This is a genomic window from Candidatus Sarmatiella mevalonica, assembly GCF_016751895.1.
Lineage (GTDB): Bacteria > Pseudomonadota > Alphaproteobacteria > Rickettsiales > Rickettsiaceae > Sarmatiella > Sarmatiella mevalonica.
On the sequence record NZ_JACVVM010000076.1, the window covers coordinates 1 to 5,435 of the forward strand.

3 protein-coding genes and 1 pseudogene are annotated in these 5,435 nt (G+C 39.9%); 3 read left to right on the plus strand and 1 reads right to left on the minus strand.

All coding sequences use genetic code 11. The features are described 5' to 3' along the window. The 3 genes from Sarmat_RS05805 to mutS form a co-directional block, all read left to right on the plus strand. Positions 1–268, plus strand: a 268-nt coding sequence (locus tag Sarmat_RS05805) for a MutS N-terminal domain-containing protein (protein ID WP_458692953.1), incomplete at its 5' end; no start/stop codon positions are given. Positions 269–468: 200 nt separating this feature from the next. Further along, on the plus strand, positions 469–1,554 hold the full coding sequence (locus tag Sarmat_RS05810; protein WP_202149844.1) for a tetratricopeptide repeat protein: 1,086 nt from the start codon (positions 469–471) through the stop codon (positions 1,552–1,554). A 415-nt stretch (positions 1,555–1,969) separates the two neighbouring features. Next, positions 1,970–4,714, plus strand: a complete 2,745-nt coding sequence (mutS, locus tag Sarmat_RS05815; protein WP_202149845.1) for a DNA mismatch repair protein MutS — start codon at positions 1,970–1,972, stop codon at positions 4,712–4,714. A 492-nt stretch (positions 4,715–5,206) separates the two neighbouring features. Here the strand turns inward: mutS and Sarmat_RS05825 are convergent. Continuing rightward, positions 5,207–5,435 (minus strand): annotated as a pseudogene (locus Sarmat_RS05825) (transposase family protein); the annotation flags it as partial.

The window sequence follows — 5,435 nt, forward strand, 5'->3', positions numbered from 1 at the left end:
CGAGGATGCAATAAAAGCTAACAAGGCGATAGACTTGCAGCTTACTAAGCGTAAGTCTAGCCCAGACCAGATATCAATGTGCGGCTTTCCTAAGAAGGCGTTATATGAATATGTAAGACAGATAGTACAGAAGGGTTTTTTGGTTGCTTTGTGCAACGAGACCAATCAGAAGAATGAGCAGAATCTTATAGTACGCAAGGTGGAAAGGGTGTTCACTCCTGGCGCAATTTCTGAAGAGGAGATTATCGATAGCGGAGAATTTAATTAAATCAAATTAGCGTGTTTCATAACTTTCTAAACTGTTAGGTTCATATCTAGTGAACAAATTAAAGCCCATTCGTCATAACTACTATGCGTATACCACTAATATCTATATAATCAAGTATGTGGGCTATCACTAGGTCTACTAAAAGCTTCGATTAAGAAGATTGGTTTATTACAAAAAGTTATTCAGAGGTTATCAAAGCAATGCAAAATATAACAAATAATCAGACGCCAAGTCGCATAAAAAATAACATGTCTGCTCTTAAGAGAGCTCGATGCACCGTAGCCATTCAAAAACTTGAAGGTGTTTTGCAACGCTATAAATACGCTAACAAAGTAACGCCTGACACGAGTCATGCGCGCGCCAAATTAGAACAACGACAAGAAGCGCATCACTCTTCTGATGCAGAGCATATGCAAGACTATTATAGTCAGCATAACGTTGAGGAGGCGTCGCAAAGACTAGATGAGCCTGAAGAAACATTGAAATATTTGTCAGATTCTCTCAAACAGCAGTTAAATGATAGTGAAGAGCTCGAAATGCGCGCTATCAAAGAAGCTGTATTTTTAATACTAAAGCGGAATATGAATACACCTTTTAATTTCGAGCAGCCCGTTAAAAGTCCTCCAGATGTTAACATCGAGCAGCCCGTTAAAAGTCCTCCAAATGTTAACACTAGGATTGCAATAGGCAATGCGCTCTTGAAACTTGGAGAAAAGCACGGAGCCTTTGCGTATTTTGATCTAGCTCTAGAAACTGAGCCAAGAAATGTGGCGGCTAATGTTGCCATAGGTAATGTGTTTTTACAATTAGGATACGCTGAAGAAGCGTTAAAATGTCTTGAAAATGTTGTTGTGCATTTGAGTCCAATAGATTTTCGCGCTCATATCGGTATGGGAGATGCGCTTTTGCAATTAGGGAAAAACGAGAGAGCGCTTCGGCATTTTAATAGCGCTATAGAACTTGAGTATTATATGGCTATGGAATATGGTAATATGTCTACAGGACGTATCAAAGGCACTCCAGATATTCACATGTATATTGGCAAATGTAATGCGCTACTAAAATTAGAAAGAGCTCAAGAGGCCCGAGAAGTTCTGGAACAGATCAAGAGTTTCAAGCACAAACCTTCGCCAGAGGTGTTAAGTGATATAGAAAGCAAAGTACAAAAACTAGAGGAGTTGCAAAGCACGTCAGAAGGAGTCTCGTCACAAAAAATACTAGGGAGTGCTATACATTTCATGCAAAAACAAACAGAAGTTGCCCGTCCCGCCCCAGATAAGGAGTAAATCCCTTACCTTGGCATATTAGACGCCCCTCGCTAATACGTGGTACGCTAACATAACATGTATTAATTGAGATTAGATCTGGCATATTGATAAAAGAAAAGGATTAGCGAAGGAGGGGGCGAAAAGTTATAGCGCCCTAGCAAGCAAGCTAATCTCCTTACGCGCCTGCCATATGTCAGATTAAATCTCAATGCACGCAGAATCAATAGACTGCTTGCGTAACCTAAGGAATATGTATTCACTAATCTCCGTAATGGAGGGTAGTATGAAATACGAGATATTAAATTTCTGCAATTAAAAATTGCATATGCTATTGCGTAGTTGTAAATTTTGGTTTATTTTTGTCGAAAATATATTAATTATTTATTTCATTAACATTAATTTTAATTCGTTTCTTATCTAGGAATTTACCATTATGCAAGATGTGAATAGTTGGTATGACAAATATTCTTACCAAACAAGATCAAGAATAATCAAACAATACTTAGATATCAAATATCACCATCAAGATCATCTATTACTTTTTCGAATTGGCGATTTTTATGAATTGCTCTTCGAGGATGCAATAAAAGCTAACAAGGCGATAGACTTGCATCTTACTAAGCGTAAGTCTAGCCCAGATCAGATATCAATGTGCGGCTTTCCTAAGAAGGCGTTATATGAATATGTAAGACAGCTAGTACAGAAAGGTTTTTTGGTTGCATTGTGCAACGAGATTAACCAGAAGAATGGACAGAATCTTATAGTACGCAAAGTAGAAAGGCTGTTCACGCCTGGTACAATTTCTGAAGAAGAGATTATCGATAGCGGAGAATTTAATTTTTTAGGTGCCGTGTGTTTTACGAAAAATATACATCTCTCTAGGTTCGCGCAATCAGAAGGAAATGTGGGAACATACGAAGCGCAGGACTTCGAGCATGCTGAGGCATGCGAGGGTTGCGAATCGGTAGTGACGCAGCAGTTAATGTCGGGAGTAGAGTTTGAAAAGAAGCCTTATGGACCTCTTTCGAAACTCGCTCATGAGGAGCGAGAAGAGGAATGCGGAAGCAAAGCCTCGGAATTACATGAGTTAGGAGAAGATCTCGCATCACACGAGGCGGAGCATTCATCATCAGTATCGGAGTTTCCAAGGCAATCTTGCCAAGTAGAGCTCGTTTATGTAGACCTAGGCTTAGGCGAGACTTTCTCATTAACTCTCGAGCTTCATCGCTTATACGATGAACTAGCACGCCTTGATTTAAAGGAGGTGGTGTGTTTTAACGATGCCACGCTCATCCATCAACAAATACATAAGGCCTATGGAGAGCATTTTAGAATTAGTATGGTAGAGAGTAAAACATGTGCGTTTGGTAATAATGCTTTTGCTTTGCTTAAATACTACCTACGCTTAGTGCAGTTAAATTGGAAGTTAAGCCAACCTCGCGAGATGACGCGAGATTTTGTGAAGTTAAATTCATCCACCATTAGCCATTTAGAATTGTTTAAGAATTCGAAGGGTTCGCGCACCGGCACTCTATTTCATTTCCTCAATAACACGCGCACAAAAGGTGGGTCGCGCCTGCTGAAAGAGTGGTTGATGCGCCCATTAAATAACATAAAGTTAATAGAGAGAAGACAGGAGGGGGTTTGGTTTTGCTATGTGCATCATAAATATTTGCAGCAGATGCAGGATGTGTTGAGTGGGGTTGGTGATGTGATGAGAATTCTGCAGCGCCTATCGCAAGGCTGCTTTAAAACGCAGGACTTGTTTGTGATAAGGAAGAGTTTAGAGGCGGCTCTAAAAATAAAAAATTTTTTTCATCAATTATTAAGTAAACAAAATTGCCAAGTAATGCAGCAACCTCCAGATCAATTTGGGTGTAAAATTGACTGCAACTCAGTGATTTTAGAGTTATTGAATGGCCTAGAGTTAGACTTAGAACTACACGATTTGTTGACGCGCGCTTTGATAGATGATGCGCATTCTGAATATAGATCTTCGGTGATTAATGTTAGTTATCATCCTAAGCTAGAATGCTTAATGAATGACTTTTATAAACTGCGTCAGCGCGTAGATGATTTATGTACGCAATATCAAAAACTTACTGGCGTTAGCTCTTTAGAAATTCGATTCAATATCGCTCATGGGTTTTTAGTTTATATTAAAGCCAAAGATGCCGAGAAGATGACAGGCGCACTGTTTAAACATGTTAGAAATATCAAAAATGAAGTGGAGTATACTACCGCGGCGCTCATGGAGCTAAGTGTGGAAGCTATTTATTGCAAGAATGCAACTTTTCAATTAGAAAAAGCGCTATGCGAGGAGTTGTTTATGTATATTAAAGATAGGGCGGACGGTCTGGAAATGGCGGCGCGTAGCTTGGCGCAGCTGGATGTGTTAATGGCGTTTGGCATAAGCGCGGCGGAGCGTGGATATAGCATGCCAGTGATGTTTGAGCAGAGTGTGCTTGAGCTCAAAGATGCCTTTCATCCTATAATAGAACACAGATTATCGCGAGCTGGTAAGCAATTTTATAAAAATGATTATAAGTTGACGGATGGTGATAAGTTGTGGGTTATAACTGGCAGCAATATGTCAGGCAAAAGCACTTTATTGCGGCAGAGCGCATTGATTGTGATCTTGGCTCATATAGGTAGTTTTGTACCAGCTAGCAGTGCGCGCGTTGGTTTGTGTGACCAAATATTTAGTAGGATAGGTGGAGGCGACGATGCAATGCTTGGCTATTCTACTTTTATGTTAGAGATGCGAGAAACTGCTGAGATTTTGAATAATGCAACTGCGCGCTCTTTTATTGTGATAGATGAAATAGGGCGCGGCACAAATTGGAAGGAGGGTTTTGCACTGGCCTCTGCTATCCTTGAGTATATCCATAATAACATTAACTGCCTATGTTTGTTTGCAACTCATTATCTTGAGATTAGTGAGGTAGACTCATTGAAGGAGTTGTCGTTTTATCGTTTTAGTGGTATAATGGAGGACGAGGCGGTGGGTATGGGAGTTGAGCAGACCGAACAAGATGAGCACGACGTGGGGATGAGGCATATGCATAGGCTAGAACCCGGCATTGCTCAGAGTGCTGATAGTTTAAAAATCGCTAAGCTTGCCATGATGCCTCCGAAAGTGCTGCGCTTGGCGCTTTGCGCAAGAAGGCCTTTATAATAGAGAGGACGCGGTCGTTGTGGCGATAGACCTCTTTTGCAACTCTACTTCTTCACGCCAACTGCATCGTCGCCGTAGATTCGCGGTCCTTACTTAAGAGCCTGTATTCACAGTTTAATCATCCCATCGAATCTCTTTAGTAACAGCATAGAGTGGGCGATCATTATCATGCTTCGCAGTTGCTACAGCAAATTTCATAGTCTTTTGATAATCTCTTGCAGTTGTTCAGCCAAACAAACGTTCTCTCAACCACCCATCTTTTTGCAAGAGTTTCTTCAAATACGGCGCATCCTGCTATAGTAATTTAGATTGAATTAGATATAATTTTTCGTTATAATGAAGGGAAAAATGACAAAAAGCTATAGCAATGATTTAAGAGAAAAAGTAGTAGAATATTTAGGTGTTTAGTCCCAATAAGAAATGGTTAGGATTAAGTATAAAATATTCAGGATGAGTTGTCCACTGATTTAATAGACCTCTTTCGAAACTCATTTATACTAGCTCCATGTTATAAATAGCTGCAATCAAATTGAATCTGAGGCCAAACCTTTTCGTCTGTTTCTATATTTGTCAGATATGATTTTAAATCGTTTGAGCATACCGATAACATTTTCATTAACCACTCTTTCACTGGCAAGCTCTTGATTCTTCTCCTTATCCTCTTTTGTTAACGGGTTTTTCTTAGTCTTCTTTCTTGGTAATTCAGATTTGCTATGCAGCT

Excerpts from the sequence above, each read along its gene's own strand:
- mutS (WP_202149845.1), top strand. The coding sequence starts at position 1,970 with ATGCAAGATGTGAATAGTTGGTATGACAAATATTCTTACCAAACAAGA.
- Sarmat_RS05810 (WP_202149844.1), top strand. The coding sequence starts at position 469 with ATGCAAAATATAACAAATAATCAGACGCCAAGTCGCATAAAAAATAAC.